This window comes from Methylomonas sp. 11b, assembly GCF_000515215.1.
Lineage (GTDB): Bacteria > Pseudomonadota > Gammaproteobacteria > Methylococcales > Methylomonadaceae > Methylomonas.
The window spans coordinates 1087377-1105828 of the sequence record NZ_KI911557.1; the positions used below are offsets into that span (position 1 = coordinate 1087377).

Annotated in this window: 21 protein-coding genes; 16 read left to right on the plus strand and 5 right to left on the minus strand. The window is 53.1% G+C overall.

What is annotated here, in order from left to right; all coding sequences use genetic code 11:
• Position 1 precedes the first annotated feature (1 nt).
• From METH11B_RS29375 to METH11B_RS0105040, 5 genes are all read left to right on the plus strand, one after another.
• Positions 2 to 166 (plus strand): hypothetical protein, encoded by a 165-nt coding sequence (locus METH11B_RS29375; RefSeq protein WP_020481532.1) that lies wholly within the window; start codon positions 2 to 4, stop codon positions 164 to 166.
• On the plus strand, positions 163 to 573 hold the full coding sequence (locus tag METH11B_RS0105025) for a gamma-glutamylcyclotransferase family protein (protein WP_026601087.1): 411 nt from the start codon (positions 163 to 165) through the stop codon (positions 571 to 573). The genes METH11B_RS29375 and METH11B_RS0105025 overlap by 4 nt, the downstream gene beginning before the upstream one ends.
• Entirely contained in the window at positions 570 to 1016 is a 447-nt protein-coding gene (gene dtd, locus METH11B_RS0105030) for a D-aminoacyl-tRNA deacylase (RefSeq protein ID WP_026601088.1), read from the plus strand. The genes METH11B_RS0105025 and dtd overlap by 4 nt, the downstream gene beginning before the upstream one ends.
• Positions 1017 to 1196: 180 nt before the next feature.
• Entirely contained in the window at positions 1197 to 1763 is a 567-nt protein-coding gene (locus METH11B_RS0105035) for a hypothetical protein (protein ID WP_026601089.1), read from the plus strand.
• Between the two features lie 263 nt (positions 1764 to 2026).
• The gene (locus METH11B_RS0105040; protein ID WP_026601090.1) at positions 2027 to 2539 is read left to right on the plus strand and encodes a hypothetical protein; all 513 of its coding nucleotides are present in this window, start codon (positions 2027 to 2029) and stop codon (positions 2537 to 2539) included.
• Between the two features lie 60 nt (positions 2540 to 2599).
• Here METH11B_RS0105040 and METH11B_RS0105045 read toward each other — a convergent pair whose 3' ends face one another.
• Positions 2600 to 2995, minus strand: a complete 396-nt coding sequence (locus tag METH11B_RS0105045) for a CBS domain-containing protein (protein ID WP_020481537.1) — start codon at positions 2993 to 2995, stop codon at positions 2600 to 2602.
• A 392-nt stretch (positions 2996 to 3387) separates the two neighbouring features.
• Between METH11B_RS0105045 and METH11B_RS26210 the strand changes: the two genes are divergently transcribed.
• The gene (locus tag METH11B_RS26210; RefSeq protein ID WP_026601091.1) at positions 3388 to 5418 is read left to right on the plus strand and encodes a methyl-accepting chemotaxis protein; all 2031 of its coding nucleotides are present in this window, start codon (positions 3388 to 3390) and stop codon (positions 5416 to 5418) included.
• 30 nt (positions 5419 to 5448) lie between these two features.
• On the opposite strand, the gene METH11B_RS0105055 is transcribed toward METH11B_RS26210, so the two are convergent.
• A complete protein-coding gene (locus METH11B_RS0105055; RefSeq protein WP_020481539.1) occupies positions 5449 to 5805 on the minus strand; it encodes a hypothetical protein in 357 nt (118 codons plus the stop codon).
• A gap of 208 nt (positions 5806 to 6013) precedes the next feature.
• Here METH11B_RS0105055 and METH11B_RS0105060 point away from each other — a divergent pair, with 208 nt between their 5' ends.
• Positions 6014 to 7183 carry a right-handed parallel beta-helix repeat-containing protein gene (locus METH11B_RS0105060; protein WP_026601092.1) on the plus strand — a complete coding sequence of 390 codons (1170 nt, stop codon included), beginning with the start codon at positions 6014 to 6016 and terminating at the stop codon, positions 7181 to 7183.
• Positions 7184 to 7186: 3 nt separating this feature from the next.
• Here the strand turns inward: METH11B_RS0105060 and METH11B_RS29930 are convergent, their stop codons facing one another.
• On the minus strand, positions 7187 to 7315 hold the full coding sequence (locus METH11B_RS29930; protein WP_268743562.1) for an MFS transporter small subunit: 129 nt from the start codon (positions 7313 to 7315) through the stop codon (positions 7187 to 7189).
• Positions 7316 to 7333: 18 nt separating this feature from the next.
• On the minus strand, positions 7334 to 8728 hold the full coding sequence (locus METH11B_RS0105070; RefSeq protein WP_036276919.1) for an L-lactate MFS transporter: 1395 nt from the start codon (positions 8726 to 8728) through the stop codon (positions 7334 to 7336).
• A gap of 321 nt (positions 8729 to 9049) precedes the next feature.
• Here METH11B_RS0105070 and METH11B_RS0105080 point away from each other — a divergent pair, with 321 nt between their 5' ends.
• The 4 genes from METH11B_RS0105080 (at position 9050) to METH11B_RS0105095 (ending at position 13616) form a co-directional block, all read left to right on the plus strand.
• Entirely contained in the window at positions 9050 to 11401 is a 2352-nt protein-coding gene (locus METH11B_RS0105080) for a TonB-dependent receptor (RefSeq protein WP_026601094.1), read from the plus strand.
• Positions 11401 to 12558 (plus strand): PepSY domain-containing protein, encoded by a 1158-nt coding sequence (locus METH11B_RS26215; RefSeq protein ID WP_197026930.1) that lies wholly within the window; start codon positions 11401 to 11403, stop codon positions 12556 to 12558. The genes METH11B_RS0105080 and METH11B_RS26215 overlap by 1 nt, the downstream gene beginning before the upstream one ends.
• Positions 12559 to 12600: 42 nt before the next feature.
• Positions 12601 to 12897, plus strand: a complete 297-nt coding sequence (locus METH11B_RS29380) for a hypothetical protein (protein ID WP_026601096.1) — start codon at positions 12601 to 12603, stop codon at positions 12895 to 12897.
• Positions 12898 to 13091: 194 nt separating this feature from the next.
• Positions 13092 to 13616, plus strand: coding sequence for a hypothetical protein (locus METH11B_RS0105095; RefSeq protein WP_026601097.1), 525 nt, complete (start codon positions 13092 to 13094; stop codon positions 13614 to 13616).
• Between the two features lie 540 nt (positions 13617 to 14156).
• Here the strand turns inward: METH11B_RS0105095 and METH11B_RS29935 are convergent.
• On the minus strand, positions 14157 to 14288 hold the full coding sequence (locus METH11B_RS29935) for a hypothetical protein (RefSeq protein ID WP_269319467.1): 132 nt from the start codon (positions 14286 to 14288) through the stop codon (positions 14157 to 14159).
• A 13-nt stretch (positions 14289 to 14301) separates the two neighbouring features.
• Here METH11B_RS29935 and METH11B_RS0105105 point away from each other — a divergent pair, with 13 nt between their 5' ends.
• The 5 genes from METH11B_RS0105105 to METH11B_RS0105125 all read left to right on the plus strand — a co-directional run bounded on the left by METH11B_RS0105105 (position 14302) and on the right by METH11B_RS0105125 (position 18450).
• Positions 14302 to 14784 (plus strand): MSMEG_0572/Sll0783 family nitrogen starvation response protein, encoded by a 483-nt coding sequence (locus METH11B_RS0105105; RefSeq protein WP_026601098.1) that lies wholly within the window; start codon positions 14302 to 14304, stop codon positions 14782 to 14784.
• 71 nt (positions 14785 to 14855) lie between these two features.
• A complete protein-coding gene (locus METH11B_RS0105110) occupies positions 14856 to 15851 on the plus strand; it encodes a Nit6803 family nitrilase (RefSeq protein ID WP_026601099.1) in 996 nt (331 codons plus the stop codon).
• Positions 15829 to 16941 (plus strand): MSMEG_0568 family radical SAM protein, encoded by a 1113-nt coding sequence (locus tag METH11B_RS0105115; protein ID WP_026601100.1) that lies wholly within the window; start codon positions 15829 to 15831, stop codon positions 16939 to 16941. Before METH11B_RS0105110 ends, METH11B_RS0105115 begins: the two co-directional genes overlap by 23 nt.
• Before the next feature lies 1 nt (position 16942).
• Positions 16943 to 17485, plus strand: a complete 543-nt coding sequence (locus tag METH11B_RS0105120; RefSeq protein ID WP_026601101.1) for an MSMEG_0567/Sll0786 family nitrogen starvation N-acetyltransferase — start codon at positions 16943 to 16945, stop codon at positions 17483 to 17485.
• Complete coding sequence (locus tag METH11B_RS0105125) at positions 17482 to 18450, plus strand: sll0787 family AIR synthase-like protein (protein ID WP_026601102.1); 969 nt, start codon at positions 17482 to 17484, stop codon at positions 18448 to 18450. The genes METH11B_RS0105120 and METH11B_RS0105125 overlap by 4 nt, the downstream gene beginning before the upstream one ends.
• Positions 18451 to 18452 lie beyond the last annotated feature (2 nt).

The window sequence follows — 18452 nt, forward strand, 5'->3', positions numbered from 1 at the left end:
CATGAGTAAACAAGCCTCGTTTGCCCGTTTAAAGTGGTTTGTCTTCATTCTGTTATTGACTATTGTCGAAATTGGTCCGGTTCCGCTGATGGGTTTGACCCTGCTTTATATCGTGGCCTTTCGCCCACGCTGGTTCAAGGACTTGGTCGACCGAATTTATTCATGACAGAACCGCAATACCTGTTTGTCTACGGCACACTGCGCCGAAGCCGTCAAAATCAAATCCAACACCCGTTTCTCGCAGATTGCGATTACATCGGCGATGCATTTATCCACGGCGAACTATACGAAATTGATGCTTATCCGGGCGCTATTGCTGGCGGAACAAAGCTGGTCAAAGGCGAACTGTATCTGATGCAAAACTCCGAGCACACGCTGTCGGCTCTGGATATTTACGAAGAATGCGCTTCAGATTTTCCGCAGCCGCACGAATATATCCGCCGTGAACTACAGGTAAGTTTGCCGGATGGACAATCCGTTTTGGCTTGGACCTATCTTTACAATCGTCCCGTGAACGAACTAATGCGCATCCACAGCGGCGACTACCTAAACTATTTGCAGGAACACACATGATCAGCATTATCCAGCGCGTGACCCAAGCCAAAGTCACGGTAAACGGTATCGACATCGGCGTGATCGGCACCGGCATCATGGCGCTGGTAGCGGTCGAAAAAACTGATACGCCCAAGCAAGCCGACCGCTTGCTGGAGCGGATTTTGAATTACCGAATCTTTGCGGATGCAGACGACAAAATGAATCTGAGTTTGCGCGATATTCAGGGCGGCCTGCTCCTGGTACCGCAATTTACCCTGGCAGCCAATACCGATACCGGCAACCGGCCCAGCTTTGCTTCGGCGGCCCCGCCGGAATTGGGCCGGGAATTATTCGGATATTTGCAACAGCGTGCGCAGGAGACCTACCCGGCTAGCCAGTTCGGCGAATTCGGCGCAGATATGAAAGTAGCATTGATCAACGACGGCCCGGTAACTTTTACATTACGTTGCCAGGGAATATAGCTCAGCAACCAATTTTTGGCATCGATTTTCCTACCTTCTCACTGATCCATCGCCAGCAAACACCCCAAACCGAACTTTCAGGAACCAAAAATAAACTGTGTTAAATAACACAATTTATTTGCCTAACGTGCACCTTACCCCTACAATTGCGCCTCCTTTATCACCAACCGAGAAATACATATGAAAATTCAACATTTGCTCATCGCCTTAACCTTGCCGGCTTTGCTGACCCTGACGGGCTGCGAATCCGCAAAACCGGTCGAAGCAACTGCTGAGCCTGCGGTAGTGGCGCCAGTAACCGCGGCACCGGCTGAAACCGCCGCCCCCGCGCCAGCGGCACCCGCCATGTCCCCGGAACATTGCGCTAAACATAAAGCCGATGCCGCAGCGCACAATTGCGTGGAGCATTGCGCCAAACACAAAGGTAAAAAAGGCAAAGCCTGCCTGAAACATTGCGCCGATAAAGCCGCGGCAGAACACGATTGCGCAAAACATTGCGCCGATCACCCAGGCGCTAAAGACAAAGTCTGCGCCCAACATTGCGCGCAAGATGCCAATGCCAGCGCCCACCAATGCGGCACCGAGCATTGCGCCCATCACGAAGCCGCCGCTGCCGCCAATTGCAGTAGCAGCCATTGCGCCCATCATCAAGGCGGCGCAGCCCATGATTGCAGTGCGGATCATTGCAAAAAGCACGGCGGCGATATGGCCGATTGCTGCGGCTCCGCGCATAAATGCGATAAGTAATCTGTAATCTCAGATCCGATTCGGGTTTAACTGCGGCGACGACACCATCCGCAGTTAGGCCCGATCAAACCAGTCCAGACCTGTCAAATAGTCCAATACCGCCTTCCTTCACGCGGCTGGATCCAGCCTCTTCACTCCCACCACTTTATTCAACAGCCAACAGGCGCATCTTTTAGATTGCCGAATCGCTTAAATCTGCGCTAAATTCTCAACCTGTGCCACGTCAGTCGGCCGGACATTTTTATTCAGCAATAGAGGAGCTTATGGCCGAATCCAATCAAAATCCCGCTATCGCCGCCGCGATCATTGGTGTAATCGGCTCTATCAGCGTAGCCATCATCACTAACTGGGATAAATTGACTGGACAGCAGAAGGACGCCGCATCGCCCCCGGCTCAGCAAATTGTGACGGCAACTTATCCGCCGATTGCCAAGACAACACCTGCGGTTGTCGAGTCTTCTCCGGTCATCGACATCAGCGGCGACTGGTATAACCCCGCCGCGCCGACTGCGGGCGGCACCCACATAGACCAACAAAGCGATAGTTTTGAATTCCAGGCATGGGGGATGTTGGCGCAAGGCATAGGCTACACATCAAAGGGCAACGGTAATTTGATCGCCCAAACCCTGATTTACGATTACACCGCTCAGTTTCAAAACGGCTGGGTATCGAAAGGGAATTGTACCGGCACGGTAACGCCAAACGGCGCTAAGATTACCGCGACGTGCACTGATACCATCATGGGTACCTATGTGTCCGCCGGCGTGCGGCAATAAAGCTGGATAAGGCGCAGACAACGATCCGTAGGGAGGCTGTCTGCCCTTGAACTAAAACATCTAGCGAATGGCTAACAGCGCTCTTAGCACATCGACCCGGCTAATCATGCCGACAAACTGATCGTTTTGAAAAACCGGAAAACTCCTGGTCGGCGATTCCTGAAATTTACTGGCCACATCCACGAGGCTAGCATCGGCATCAACAAATTGCGGGTCTTTGCTCATGAACTCTCCCACCTTTCCGGCCATACTTTGGTTGTAAGCGGATTCGACAAACACCTTCATGCCGTCTTTTTCGGAAAATATCCCCACCAACTTACCTTGCTGGTCCACAACCGGCACGCTAGTCACTTTGTGGTCCAGTAAGATTTTAACCGCCTGAGAAATTTCGGTATCGGGGGTAACGGTAACGATTTTGGTCGACATGTAATCGACTACAGCTATTTTGGCTAGCATGGTGTACCTCCTGTTATTATTTTTTATTCTAAGCTTGGACAGCCACGCAAGCGACCGGTTCAGCGATCAGCTAACTTCTGCCCTATGCGATTATTATAAAAATTCCCCGCACTAGCTAGCTTTATTATTCCCGGCAACATGGCAGCAACGGCTACCGAAATGCGTTGTGATCTCGGTGTTGAAAACCATGTCCGGGTTAACGGGTTAATTCCGTATTTACCTCACCCACTAATTCGCTGTAACCGCCCTTTCCAAAAAGCCGCCGCTCTCTACCGGGAACGACAACATGCATACGTCGGATTAATAAGCTACAAAATGACTATACAAGTCGCGTATCAGTCTAAACTTGTCAAACCGCACATTGACGTTTCTGCTATATATGGATACCGCTTATGCTTGATTCCCTTAGTAATCACTCCGGACCCCAGGATTTTTCATTACGCAAACTGTTGACGGTATTGACTGCCACAGTGGCTTTACTGCTGGTAGTCGGCAATATATTTGTCTGGATTAGTCACGGCAAACTACAAACAGCGGAAACCGAAAAGCAGCGCTTGGTAAACGCTACTCTGGCGTTTAAAAATGTTCGCTATCACGTGGTGCAAATCCAGCAATTTCTGACCGATGCGTCAGCGGTCGGTGAAGACGATTACAGCGAAGCCTTAGCGGAAAAAAACGCCGCTCATGCGGAACTGACGAGTTTACTGGCGATGATGCCGGACAAGAAACCGGCGATTAAAGACGCCGATAACGCCGTGAGCGAGCTTTATGCCACCGGTGAACTCATGGCAAACGCCTATTTTCAGCAAGGCCGTGAAGCCGGCAACCTGATCATGAAAGCCCCGGAGAATGGCTTCGACGCGGCCTCGGAAATTCTGGCCGACAAACTCAATCAGCTTGCCGGCACCTTGGAACAACAAGCCAACGCCGCGTCGCAGCAACAAAATCAGATGCAAAACCAAATGTTTACGGTCAGCGCCACGGTTGCCGGCCTGGCTTTATTATTGATCGTGTCCGCCAATGTCTGGCTGACGCGAAAATTATTTACCGTATTAGGCGGCGAACCCAGCTACGCATCAAAAATTGCCGGCAGTATCGCCAAGGGTCAGTTGGACATCAACGTCGCCACTGAGAAAAACGATACCAGCAGTCTATTGGCTATTATGAAGCTGATGGGCCAGGAACTGACCAGCCATATGCGCGAGATCAATGCAGTTAGTAAGCAAATCGGTCAGTCTTCCTACCAAATATCCAATATCTCCGGCGGCATTTCCAATGCCAACCGCTCGGAACAGGCTCGATCTTCCGAGGTAAAAACCGCTACCGAACAACTACGTACTACGACCGAAGAAGTCGAACGCTTTTCCGTAGAAATCCGCCACCGCACCCAGGAAACGCAAAACACCGCGCAAAAAGGCATCGTCGCCGTTAACGAAAATCTTGATGAAATGCGCCGGGTTGTGAAAGAAGTAGAAAGCGCGGAAGCTAAAACCCTGGCACTGCGCCAGGCCAATCGGCAAATTCAGGATATTACCACCACGATCCGTAACATCACCGAGCAAACCAATTTATTGGCCTTAAACGCCGCCATCGAAGCCGCCAGAGCCGGCGAGTACGGCAGAGGCTTTGCTGTGGTAGCCGATGAAGTGCGTAAACTGGCGCAAAACGCCTCCAGCGCTACCGCCGAAATCGCCAGCATTATTGGCGAATTAACCAAAATAATCGAAGAAAACACGCACGCGATGGGCTCCATCATCCAGACCACCAAACAAGGTATGGAAAAAGCCGAAACCACCAGCGTAGTGATTAACGAAATTGTCGGCCAGATAGCGGAAAACGCCGGCACCGCGCAACAAATCTCCCAGGTTTCCAAATATCAACTAGAGAATGTCAACCAATTGCAGACCCGAGTAACCGCTTTATTCGACGCGCTTGGCCAGAACGAATCCAAAGTGCACATCACCCGGACCATCAGCGACGACCTTTATGTAGTTACCGAAAAAATGCGCACCATGCTGGAGCACTTTAGCTTCGATGCGCAGTGGACGGCAACACCAGCCGCCAACGAGCACCGCAAATTTCCACGCAGCAGCCACTATTTGCTGGCACATGTGGAAATCGCCGACTTGGTTCTCGACGGGGTCACCGCTGATTTCAGCATGTCCGGCGCCTGTTTGCGTCTGCCCGTGGCACTGCCCTGCCCGCTAAACAGCTCCATTACTATTCAGCTGCGCATTCCGTACGACAATATTCAGCAATACGAATCCCAACTGCCACTGGAGCTTACCTGCACCCTGGTCTGGCACAAACCCGTGGATGGCGAACACCACTACGGCGTCAAATTCAACGAATTCATGTCACCGGAGTCCGCACAGAGTTTAAAAGCCTGTTTTGCCTTTTTCAATCACTCCGCAACCTATTAGCCGCGGTTTGAAAATACTCGGCTCAAAAACTCAATCGAACGCGTTGCAGCAAGGGCATTTCCAATCGACGTCCGCTGGCCGCGTCGGGTGCACATGATTCAGCAGTTTTTTCGAGCCGCCGAAATCATGATAATTTTGGCAGACTTTTTCGAACGCGGCCTTGGGCGATGCGGCATAGCTAAACTTAAATTTGGGATATCTGCCCACGTGTTGTTTCAAGCGGGCGTTTAGGTCGGTTTCCGAACGGCCCACGTATTTGACGACAAACTTATTGGTTTTTTGATTGATAATGCCCAAGGCATAATTGCCCTCGGCGCTTTCGGTGATTAGTTCGTTGATTTTGGCATTGCTCAAATCGTAAGCCCCTTGCATATCAAGTGAAGCCATGTGTCCTCCTGTAGCGTCTAGCTATTCTTATAATCAAGTCGTAGGTCTGGCAAATATGCCTGATAGCAGGATAATACTCTCATCTGGGTCAAGTATTACTTTAAATATTGCAAGTTCAGTCCGACGCATTTGTAAGGGGCTGCTCGACCGGACAGAATATACCGCTCAGGATTAACGAATTTTACAGGTGTCCACACCAGGAGCCGGGATGCATCGCTTGATATTTTCGGGGTGTTTGACAAGTGTTGTTTGTTTGCTGCTGGCTTTCCCGGCGCACAGCACCGAATGGCAAGTCGGCCCGCAGCGCGCGCTTAAACTGCCTAGTGCCGCTGCGAGACTGGCCAAAGACGGCGATGTAGTCAGTATCGATGCCGGGCTTTATCGGGGCGATATCGCCAGCTGGCCGCAGCAGCGGCTGACCATACGCGGACTGGCAGGCGGCGCCCATCTGGAAGCGCTCGGCAATTCTGCGGAAGACAAAGCGATTTGGGTGCTAAAAGGCAACGACGTTGTCGTTGAGAATATCGAACTTTCGGGTGCAACCGCGCCGGCTCTGAACGGCGCCGGCATCCGCTTCGAAGGTACCAATCTGACCCTGAGGAACTGCCATTTCCATCACAACCAGATGGGCATCTTGACCGGCGTTAACCCTGACAGCGACATCGTGATCGAAAACTCGGAGTTTAACGACAATACCGTCGATTATCCGCGCTACGGCAAACTGGGCCATAACATCTACATCGGCAATATCCGCCGTTTTACCCTGCAAAATTCTTATGTCCACGATGCCAGCACCGGCCATAACGTCAAATCGCGGGCCAGGGAAAACTATATTCTTTACAATCGCATCACCGACGAACGTAACGGCTCCAGTTATCTGGTGGACTTACCCGATGGCGGCGCCGGCTATCTGATTGGGAATCTGTTTCATCAGGGTGCAAACACCGAAAATGCCGCAATGCTGGCGTTTGCCGCCGAACACAACCAAACCCAGCCGAAACAACAGCTTTATCTGGTGAACAACACCTTCGTCAACGATCACCCCGGCGGCTCGTTTCTAAATAATCACAGCATTGCGACAGCGATGTTAATCAACAATCTGTTGATAGGCGAAGCCACCGAAGTTGTTGGCCCAAACCTGGAAAACCACGACCTAAGGGCTGCGGCCAATGTGTTAAGCGATCCGGCTAATTACGATTACCGCCTGAAGTCAGACGCCCCGGCAATCGATCAGGGCATCACGCTCGGATTTGCCGCCAACGGGTTTCCGCTTAATCCGCAATTTGTCTACCGTCACCCGCACACCAGCGAAAAACGCTGGCAACGAGGGCCGCTTGATGTGGGTGCCTACGAATTTATCGCCAAACAACCGGATTAAACCTCAGCCGAACAAAGCCAAGGCCTTTTTCAACGTAGACCACACCCCCCAACTAAGTGGAATCAGCACATAAAGCCAAAATACCGCCAACAGCCAGGGGCTGGAAGATTTACTGGTTTCTGAGTTATTCATGGATAGCCCTGTCAGTGTTTAATGTTCCGCTTCGTCAGCCGGATAAATACCATCCAGCTCGTCGAAATCGCCGTGTTTCATGTGATGTTTCTCGTGTACCGGCCGTATCGACAGATTGGCAATAAAACCCACCACCAATAATCCGGCCATGATGTACATGGTGACGTTGTAGGCATCGGCCTTTGCTACGCCCTGGTTTATTTGATATTCGCGGATGTAATTGACCAACACCGGTCCCAACACCCCGGCAGTGGACCAGGCCGTCAGCAAGCGGCCGTGTATGCCGCCAACGAAACGGGTGCCGAAAATATCCGCCAGATAAGCCGGAATTGTGGAAAAACCGCCGCCGTACATGCTCATGATCAAAGCGTACAAGAGCACGAACAGCGCCATATTGCCGGTCATACCCATGGTAGGTATCGTAGCGTATAGACCTGCGCCCACTGCGAAGAAAATAAAGTAAGTATTTTTACGGCCGAGAAAATCCGAAGCCGACGACCAGAAAAACCGCCCACCCATATTAAACAGGCTCAGCAAACCGACGAAACCGGCCGCCGAAGCAGGCGTTACCGAGCCTTTAAACATCTCTTGTATCATCACCGAGGCTTGACCCAACACACCGATGCCGGCTGTCACGTTCAGACACAACACCAGCCACAACAAATAAAACTGCGGGGTTTTCAGGGCTTGGTCGATATGCACATGCTTGTCGGTGATCATTTTGTTTTGCACCAACGGCGGTGTCCAGCCTTCCGGTTGCCAATTGGGCGGCGGGATGCGGATGGTCAATGCGCCTATCAGCATCGAACAAAAATACAGGCCGCCCATCACCAAAAATGTTTGCACTACCCCGACCGATTCGGCCGATTTGAACTGGTCCATCAGCAGCACCGACAAGGGCGCGCCTATCATCGCGCCGCCGCCGAAACCCATGATGGCCATGCCGGTTGCCATACCGCGCCGATCCGGAAACCATTTGATCAAAGTCGATACCGGCGACACATAACCCAGGCCTAGGCCAATCCCGCCGATTACCCCGTAACCGAGATAAATCAGCCAGATTTCGTGCAGGTGCACGCCCAGCGCAGAGATCAAAAAACCGCCGCCAAAACAACAGGCCGCGACGACCATCGTTAAGCGTGGCCCGACTTTTTCCAGCCATTTGCCGCCGAACGCCGCCGATAAACCTAAAAACACAATCGCCAGACTGAAGATCCAGCCCAGCGTCGTCAGCTTCCAATCCTCCGGCGCGGAACTAGCGACACCTATCACTCGCGTCAACGGATCATTAAACACACTGAATGCGTAGGCTTGGCCGATGCAAAGATGCACGGACAATGCCGCCGGCGGCACCAGCCACCGGCTATAGCCGGGCTGCGCGACGCTATGTTGTTTGGAAAAAAATCCCGACATACTTGAATCCATTGTTTAGCTAAATTATCGATATTGGCGTTTTCCCGCAGCGCCGGCCTATGCGACATTTTAGCATTGCCGGCCGGCAGGCTTTAAATCCAATATCGGCCAAGCCGCGTCCTGATACTTGCCGTCTGCATCAACGCCAAGCCTGCAAACAAAGCCATATACCGCAAACCGACCTATTTAATTAACACAGATTAATTAAAAAATTAACACTTGATCTACCGTATTCCCCGCCACTCTGGGTCTTCAGATCTCGGCACACTACTTGCTGTCTCCGAAAAGCCTTATAACTTCTAAATACCTGACTAAAAAACAATGAAAAAAACCAAGTTACAGGATTTTCCAGTTGCCCAAACCGGCCAACTAGCAGGCGTCGCTGCCTTGCTTTTTTCGCTGCAAGGCATCGCTAACGCCGCCGAGCCATCGCCGACCGAGGATCTAAAAAACAGCGAGACAACCAGCAAAACCAAAATCGCCAGAACCGCCAACCAAAGCCAAACCAGCGACACTGCCACTACGCTGGATACGGTCACCGTCGCTGGAACGGCCCCATTTAATCCACCCAACCAAAAACCGCAACTGGATACCGAAGCCGCCACCGGCAGCCGCTTGGGCCTGACGCCTCGCGAGACGCCGGCTTCAATCACCATCATCGATCGGGCGACATTCGAAAAACGCGGCGCGCAGACTACGCAGGAAGCCTTGGAAAAAGCTCCCGGCATACTCGTATCGTCGCAACCCGGCTCGGCCGGTTCTGTATCGATGCGCGGCTTTACCGGCGCACAAATCACCCAGTTGTTCAACGGTATCACCGTGCAATATGATGTCGTGGCCGCCCGTCCCATCGACAGCTGGATCACTGATAGGGTTGAGGTGTTGGGCGGACCGTCTACATTCTTATACGGTCAAGGCGCAGTAGGCGGCTCGGTCAACTATGTCAGTAAAATCGCGCATCGCGGCCCGGATGAACACCACGGCTTGGTCTCGCTGGGCGAATATTTAAACCGCAGAGCGTCCTATGGTTTCAACGGCCAGCTAGGCAACACGGATAACTGGCTGCAAGCCGACATCAGCTATTTGGGGTCCGAGGGCTATATTGACAACACGGAAGCCGATTCCGGGGTGATGTCGTTTTCCTTATTGAGCGACATCACTTCCAAGCTGTCGCATACCATCGCCTTTGAGCACCAGATGGAAGATCGTGACTCTTACTGGGGTACGCCGGTACTTAATCCGGTGGTCAACGGTAGAATCGTCCCTTGGGGCACCGAGGGTTTAGGCCCTAACGAAGGGCAAATAGACCCCGGCACCCGCTATAAAAACTATAACGCCACGGGTTCGGTATTCGATCAGCAAGTGTTTTGGTTACGCGACGTAGTTGATTATCAACTGTCCGATAACACCCAATTGAAAAACACCTTTTATTACTACAAAGCAGATCGCCAGTACTTAAACGTAGAAGGTTACGACTGGAACAGCACGAATACCCTGATTACCCGTAATAAATCGTTTGCGGTAAATCACGATCAGGCTCTGGTCGGCAACCGATTCGAAATCGTGCATAGCAGCAATTGGTTCAGCCTGCCTTCGAAAATCTCGGCCGGGGTCGACATTGCCTACAATAAGCAAACCCGCGCACCCAGCATGGAAAGCTCGGCAGGCACCGTCAGTATCGTTAACCCGTACAATTTCAGCACCGGCACTTATTACGACAACCCTCTGGCCACTGGACCAATCTCCAACGCCCGCAACGAACTTTATACCGTCGCCGGCTATGCCGAAAACCGCCTGACCCTGGTGCCCGATCTGAATTTGATCACCGGCGTGCGGGTGGACGACATACGCTTGGATTCAAAGAATCTGCGCACGTCCTTTGTTGCACCAACTGCCACCAACCCCGCAGCTTTCGGCCGCCGCTGGACCGCTGTGACCTGGCGCGCAGCACTGATGTACGACATCACCTCCACCTTTAACGTCTACGCGCAATACAGCACCGCGGCCGATCCGCCATCCGGCATATTGACCACCGGCACTTTCGCCGCGCTGCAAGACTTCGACCTCACCACGGGCCGGCAAGCGGAGGTGGGTACTAAATTCGACTTTTGGGACGGCAAAGGCTCGGCGACGCTGGCGGGCTACTACATCGAACGCAAAAACCTATCAATAACCGATCCGACGGACCGAAATCGGCAGTTACCAATAGGTGCACAGTCCTCTGGCGGTGTGGAGGCCAATGTCGGCGTACAACTCAACGATCAATGGAGCGTACAAGGCAACATGGCCTATGTCGATGCCCAGTACGACAAGTTCCTGGAAACCGTCGGTACCAGCACGGTGTCAAGAAAAGGCAATCGGCCGGCCAATGTCGCCAAATGGGTGGCCAACGCGTGGCTAACCTGGGATTTCGATGCCGATTGGCAATGGAATTTTGGATCGCGTTACGTCGGCGACCGCTTCGTCGATACCGCCAACCTGATCAAAGCCCCGGCCTATGCGGTATTCGATACCCAACTGTCGTGGAAATTTAACCCAAAAGCCACCGTCACCGCGCGGGTTAAAAACCTGTCCGACGAGCAATACGTCGAATGGGGTAGCGGCGGTAATGCGCCGTTATTCTTTGTCGCTGCACCGCGTACCTTCATGATGGAATTGAAAGTAGACTTTTAATGCTCACCAGGTTCAAGCGCTATCTATACCTGAGCCATCGCTGGCTCGGTATAGTGCTATGCCTGTTTATGGCGATGTGGTTCGTGTCCGGGGTAGTGATGATGTATATCGGCTACCCCAAACTAACGCCGCAAGAAAGGCTGAGCGGCTTGCCGGGCTTGGCCGCGGAGCGCTGCCATATCAGCCTGGCGCAAGCACTGGCCGCTACCGGCCACGCCAAAAGCCCGGATAGCGTGCGCTTGACCAGCGTGGCCGGCGTACCGCGTTATGTGTTTGCTTACGGCAAAAAGCAAATTGCCGTCGATGCCGAAACCGGGAACCGTATCGATCACGTCACGCCGGCCCAGGCGCTGGCATCAGCCGGCAGTTTTCTGCCGACCGTCAACGGCCATTATCTGGACAGTATCAATGAAGACGCCTGGACGCATTCGAAAGCACTGGACGAACATCGCCCGCTGCACTGCGTGCAAATGGACGACGAGCCAGCCACACTGCTTTATATTTCCAACACTACCGGCGAAGTGGTGCGCGACGCCAATCGCAGCGAACGCATCTGGAACTGGCTGGGCGCCTGGATCCATTGGCTGTACCCGTTTCGCGGCGGCGCACTGGATAATTACGCTGCCGACATCATCATTTACACCGCGCTGGCCGGTTCGATATTGAGCCTGTTCGGCATCGCGGTTGGCCTACTGCGCTGGCGGTTTAAAGGCCGGTACAAGCACGGCACGAAAACCCCATACCGCAACGTCTGGATGCGGTGGCATCATTTGTTGGGTCTTGGATTCGGTGTAATCGCTTTCACCTGGATATTGAGCGGCTTATTTTCCATGAATCCGTGGAAGATATTCGACTCCACCGCCGCCAAACCCAATCTCCACGCCTACATGGGCGGAGAAATTGCCCCGCACTACTTCCCATTATCCGTGCCGGAGGCCTTGGCGCGCTTCCATGAGGCTGGCTTTCAAGCACGGGAAATCGAGTGGCGCTTACTGAACGGTCAGGGCTATTACATCGCCTTTGACGGCCTGGGCCGCAGCCGCATTCAGGCGGCGCAGGCTAATGGTCGGGTATTCGAGAAATTCGGCTGGCCGGAACTGCAAACTGCGGCGGAACGGCTAATGGATCGAAGTAAAGTCGCTAGGCAAAGCGTGTAAAGCGAATACGACTTTTATTACTACAGCCGCGCCGCGCATACCATGACCGGGCACATCGAAAAACGCTTGCCGATCCTACGTCTGGAATTCACCGACCCCGACAGTACGTGGCTGCATCTCGATCCGTACACCGGCAACTTCAGCAAACTCGATGATGGTAGACGTGTCAGCCGCTGGCTATTTGCCTTCTTGCACAGCTGGGACTGGCTACCGTTACTGAATCATCGGCCAATCTGGGATATTTTATTGATAGTGTTTAGTGTCGGCGGCCTGTTGATTAGCGTAAGCGGCATCGTGATCGGCTGGCAGCGCGTGAAGCGAAAGCTGTCTACTCCTTAAGCCAACCCAAGACTACCGACGCTTCCGAGCAAGCGGGAGCCCAACCATTTGGGATGAGTACTATCGCAGCATGATCGGCTTAATCATTAACGGTTAGAAAACTTCAGCCAAAACGCTTATTCTGTGACGACTAGCGTAGCCTCGCTGAGTATTCCCCTTCTACCGAAACGCCAAATGCTGCGGATACTAAAACCATGAACGACTCAAGAACCCGCCTGGATAAAATCAATACCCGAATCAAAAACAACCCGGTGTTGTCCTTATTGATAGCCGTCAGCACCCTGGTTATAGGCCTTTCGACGTTTACCAATGCCACCCGGAATCTGATGGATTTGTTGAGCGGCGCGGAGCAGAGGCCGGCGATCAACGGCGTATGGCAAGCCCAGGTCATTTATGACTGGCCCAACGCCAATTATCAAGAGAATTTTAATTTCGCCGGTAGCGATACGCAGCTATATGGCAGCGCTACATTTACCGGCAGCCAAAACGGCATATTGGAAGGCGAAATCACGGGTGATACCTTGCGCTTTATCACCAAAACTCCGGAATCGCTGGGATCAGGCCCCATACAAGAGGCTATCCATCGTTATCAAGGCAAAATGGCCGGCGATGAAATTAAATTTGTGATGCAAACTGAAGGCGGTTATTCGGCGCATGTGCCTGTTGAGTTTACTGCGACGAGAACCGGCAATCCGGAGCTTCAGCCGGCACCCAACTGATACTTGCGCGGAACACCAAATTGACATGCTTCGCGCCACCGACCCTGGTGAAATTCCCAAGTAGACACGACGACCCTGTGTTTGTGATCTAAAAACCAGTCCTGCATTCCAGTCAACTATCCCTTGCAGATCCCGTTCGTCGAACCGTCATCAACTCAAGCAGGATTACGCTGGTCGCGAATGGCGGTTATTATCAACCCGGCCATTAAATGCTGTTCGCCTTTTGCCAGGGTACTGAGTTTACCGAAGGGCCACCAGCCTGGGCTTCGGCGAGCTCAGCCCGAACGGAATACCCTTGATAAATAGGGTCGGGTTAATAGCGATGGATAGCGCTGAAGGAATTTCTATGAAACGTCCAACCAGATCTGCCCTAAGTTTCGAGGGCAAATTTACTCAAGTAATTACACATGCCAAAACCTCATATGATCTGAGTTGATTTGCTCGCTCGGCAAATTTAATGATTTGGTGAAATGTAACCATAACAGTTATGCGCTTTTTCAAGCCATACAGATTGCTTTTAGCTCAATCTGTACTTAAAAATTAGGCCACAAACTGAATCTGTTTGGCTTTTTCCTGGGTTAGTAAAGTATTCACCGTCGACCACGCAACGCTGGCGGCCAGAAATACTTCCCTGTATCCATCCCGTCGATGCAGGGCATTTTTTACTAACATCCAGGAGAACTCCATGCCCGCAGTCACCTTACCGGCCCATCAAAAAGGCGATTGTTTTGTCGATTTCGAAGAAAAAGTATTTGAAGATGTCAAAGCAGAGCCAGGCCAGAAAGCCTTGGTCAAATTTCACACCGTCGCCTTCGAAGGGTCGATCGGTTTCGTCAATCTGCTGCAAGCTACCCGTTTACAACGCAAAGGCTTCGAAACCTCCATTCTGCTGTATGGTCCGGGTGTCACTTTAGGTCTGCAACGCGGCTTTCCGCGTTTGGGCGACGAATCTTTCCCCGGTCATCAAAACTACGCCAATCAAATTGCCAAATTCATCGAAGAAGGCGGCAAAGTCTATGCCTGCCGCTTTGCCTTGCAAGCCTTGTACGGCCATGGCGAACCCAGCTTGTTGCCGGGTATTAGGCCGATCAGCCCATTAGACGTGTTAGATATTGTGCTGATCCATCAGCGCGACAACGCTTTCATTATGGATACTTGGACGCTGTAAATCCTCCAGCCATCTGTGCTCGCCCGAACCTAGGTTCGGGCTTTTTTTGACTCGCAGCAGGAGATTTTGTTTTGACTATATCCACTATCGTCAGAGCCGCCGCCGTCCAGATCGCGCCAGTGTTCGAATCCGCCACCGCTACTTGCGACAAGGTGTGCCAGGCCATCAGCGACGCCGCCGCGAAAGGTGCACAAATCGTGGTATTCCCGGAAACCTTTGTGCCGTATTACCCCTATTTTTCTTTCGTACTGCCGCCGGTCGCCCAGGGCCGTGAGCATTTGAAGCTTTACGATTTCGCGCCGACGGTGCCGGGACCTATAACTGATGCCGTTGCCGCACAAGCCAAGGCGCACGGCGTTGTGGTGGTGTTGGGCATTAACGAGCGCGACCACGGCAGCTTGTACAACACGCAATTGATATTCGACGAAACCGGCCGTCTGGCGCTGAAACGCCGCAAGATCACCCCGACTTATCACGAACGCATGATTTGGGGTCAAGGTGATGCCTCGGGCTTAAAGGTCGTAGAAACCGGCATAGGGCGCATCGGTGCTTTGGCCTGCTGGGAACATTACAACCCACTGGCCCGCTACGCCTTGATGGCCCAGCACGAACAAATCCATTGCAGCCAATTTCCCGGTTCATTGGTTGGGCCGATTTTTGCCGAACAAATTGAAGTCACGATCCGCCACCATGCCTTGGAATCCGGTTGCTTTGTAGTTAACGCCACCGGTTGGCTCAGTGACGAACAAATTGACACGGTGACCACTGATCCTGGCCTGCAAAAAGCCCTGCGCGGCGGTTGCTGCACCGCCATCATCTCGCCGGAAGGTCAGCATGTTGTCGAACCCTTGCGCGAAGGTGAAGGCATATTGATCGCCGATCTGGATATGAATTTAATCACCAAACGCAAACGCATGATGGATGCGGTCGGCCATTACGCTAGGCCGGAACTACTTAGCCTGCGCATTGACGACAGGCCGGCGGCACCTATGTTCAGCGAACGACCAGCCGTTTCAACTCAACCCGTCCAAGAGAGCGAACGCGATGATGCTATCAACACAAACTAATGTTGGTCTGGCAGAGCTGATCGCCGATCTGCAGTCCTTAGGCTTACGCCTGGAAGACAGTGAAGTCGGCGTAACCGGCCGCCGTGGTGGCGCCGGTCCTTCCGATCACAAAGCCGTTAAGTTGGCTGGCCGAACCGTGATGATACCGATTGCTACCGTTTCGGCTTGCGAGTCGCCGTTCGTCGCCAGTCGGCCTGACATACACGGCATCAGCGAGATTCGTCGCGATGGCGTAGTAGTCAGCCATATTGAATTTCCCCACCAGCCACGTTTTTACGATTTGCAGACTGCCGATGGCATCCCGTATTCGCAGATCGCCACGCTGCATTCGTCCGATGTATTGGCGACCACGCTACTGCAATCCTGCATCCGTTATGGCAACCGTAAAACCTCCTGCCAGTTTTGCGCCATCGGCGAATCACTTGCAGCGGGCAAAACCATTTTACGTAAAACGCCGGAACAACTGGCCGAGGTAGCGAAAGCAGCGGTCGAACTGGATCAGGTCAAACACATGGTCATGACCACCGGTACACCGAATCTAACCGATAGAGGCGCGGCGCTGCTTTGCGAAAGCGCTGCAGCCGTTAAGGCGTTAGTCGATCTACCCATTCAAGGCCAATGCGAGCCGCCGGAGGACGACATCTGGTTCGAACGGATGAAGGCTGCTGGCATAGACAGCTTAGGCATGCATCTGGAAGCGGTCACGTCAGAAGTGCGCGCCCGCATCATGCCCGGCAAGGCCAGCGTGCCGATGGCGCGTTACATGGATGCCTTCGATGCCGCGGTGGCAGTATTTGGTCGCGGTCAGGTCAGCACTTATATCCTGGCTGGCTTGGGAGATACGCCGGAAGCGATTTTGTCGGTCTCCGAACGGTTGATAGCCAAAGGCGTTTACCCCTTTGTCGTGCCCTTCGTACCCATCACCGGCACGCCCTTGGCAAACCATCCGGCGCCGACGCCAGGCTTTATGGCGAAAATCCTGCCGCCATTGGGCGCGATGCTGAAGCAGGCAAATCTGCTATCCCAAGACATGAACGCCGGCTGCGCCAAATGCGGCGCCTGCTCGGCGCTGGCCAGTTATGAGGTGTGAGATGTGGGTAGATAACTTTAAACCGTTTTTTGCCAACGCCTACTTGATCAAATTCGTCACCGAGGATTGGGAGCGTAAACAAATGTTGGTGCTACGTCAGGCAGTGTTCTGTGAGGAACAAGGTATCTTTGCCGGCGACGATCTGGACGACATTGACAACATCGCCACACCCATCGTCGCCATCGCCTGCGTGGCCGGTATGCCGGATCGGGTAGTAGGCACCGTGCGCATTCATCAGGAAAAACCCGGTGTTTGGTGGGGCTCGAGGTTGGCGGTGGATCAAGACTATCGTAAACAAGGCAGTCTCGGTGCGGCGCTGATCAAATTGGCCGTCACTTCAGCGCACGCTCAGGGCTGCACCCGCTTTCTGGCACAGGTGCAAAGTCGAAACCAACTATTATTCCGCCGCCTGCACTGGAAATCCTTAGAGGAAATCTCCGTGCATGGCAGGCCGCATTATCTGATGCAAGCCGAATTGGCTTGGTATCCGCCTTATGCGGACGGCGCTATCGGTTTTGTTACGACTAATCGAGTTGCGGCATGACTTGGCTCGCTGATTTAACGCTCAAAATCCGCCAAGGCTTAGCGCTGGCGCATAAGCGCGATATTGCCTTGGTGATGAAGCAATTGCCTCAGTATGCCGGTGCGGAGATTGCATTAGGCGACGACTGCGCTGCCATTCCCGATGCTGACGGCTATCTATTGCTGGCCTGCGAAGGCTATCTGAATGACTTTGTCGCCAGCCAGCCCTGGTTTGCCGGCTATTGTGGGGTAATGGTCAATGTCAGCGATATTTATGCAATGGGCGGTCGGCCTATCGCCGTCGTCGATGCCATCTGGAGCAACGGCGAAAACCAAGCCAAACCGATTCTGGAGGGGCTGACAACCGCTGCGCACGTCTACGGCGTGCCAGTGGTCGGCGGCCATACCAATTTAAGAAACGATGCTCCGCAATTCTCGGTAGCCATCCTGGGCCGTGCCAAACGGCTATTGAGCAGCTTTGCCGCCAAACCCGAGCAAATTCTGTTAGCGGCTATTGATTTGCGCGGCCATTTTCGGGAACCGTATCTCTGGTGGGACGCCAGCACCGGCGCGCCGCCCGAACGTCTGCGCCAGGATTTAGAGCTTTTGCCAACACTGGCTGAAACTGAATTATGCGCGTCGGCTAAGGACATCAGTAATGCCGGCGTGATCGGCACGCTGTTGATGCTGCTGGAGTGCTCCGATTTGGGCGGCGTGATCGACATCAACGCGATTCCCCGCCCCAGCAATATCGATCTGGAAAGATGGTTGTGCTGCTTTCCCAGCTACGGCTTCGTGCTGAGCGTCGATACCCATGATACCGAAGCCGTGATTGAACTGTTTAAGCAACGCGGTATTGCGTGCGCGGCAATCGGCAGAACTGATGATAGCGGTCAGTTACGGCTTAAAGCCGGCGACGAAGAACAACTACTCTGGGATTTACACAGCGAAGCTTTGATTGGCTGCGGCCCAAAACGGCAGGACTAGTC